A 727-nucleotide genomic window follows, 5' to 3' on the forward strand; every position below is an offset into this window, starting at 1 on the left:
TCCATGAAGTCGGAATCGCTAGTAATCGTAGATCAGAATGCTACGGTGAATACGTTCCCGGGCCTTGTACACACCGCCCGTCACACCATGGGAGTGGGTTGCAAAAGAAGTAGGTAGCTTAACCTTCGGGAGGGCGCTTACCACTTTGTGATTCATGACTGGGGTGAAGTCGTAACAAGGTAACCGTAGGGGAACCTGCGGTTGGATCACCTCCTTACCTAAAGATATTGCTTCGAGTGGCGTGCTCACACAGATTGTCTGATGAAAAAGTAACGAGCAGAAATACCTTTATAGGCTTGTAGCTCAGGAGGTTAGAGCGCACCCCTGATCAGGGCGAGGTCGGAGGCTCAAGTCCACTCAGGCCTACCCCTTCTCGGCAGGGGAAAAGGTACTGCGCGTGACTGTATGGGGCTATAGCTCAGCTGGGAGAGCGCCTGCCTTGCACGCAGGAGGTCAGCGGTTCGATCCCGCTTAGCTCCACCATATAGTCCGGTATTTCACTACTTCAGAGTATATTGGCAACAGTATGCTGCGAAGTATTTTGCTCTTTAACAATCTGGAACAAGCTGAAAATTGAAACATGACGGCTGAAATTCATTCCTCCGTAGATGTACCGGAATGAAGAGTAACCTGTCATAGAGTCTCTCAAATGTTTGCAACTTGAACGATGGAAACATCTTCGGGTTGTGAGGTTAAGTGACTAAGCGTACACGGTGGATGCCTAGGC

Annotated in this window: 2 tRNA genes and 1 rRNA gene; all 3 read left to right on the forward strand. The window is 49.8% G+C overall.

Features of this window, described 5'->3' with window-relative positions:
- Positions 1-217 (forward strand): 16S ribosomal RNA (locus KHA85_RS20050); the annotation flags it as partial.
- Positions 218-292: 75 nt separating this feature from the next.
- Positions 293-366 (forward strand) — tRNA-Ile (locus KHA85_RS20055).
- 41 nt (positions 367-407) lie between these two features.
- Positions 408-483 (forward strand) — tRNA-Ala (locus KHA85_RS20060).
- The last annotated feature ends 244 nt before the right edge of the window (positions 484-727 follow it).

Origin of the sequence: Dietzia massiliensis (genome assembly GCF_018390595.1) — a bacterium.
GTDB lineage: Bacteria > Actinomycetota > Actinomycetes > Mycobacteriales > Mycobacteriaceae > Dietzia > Dietzia massiliensis.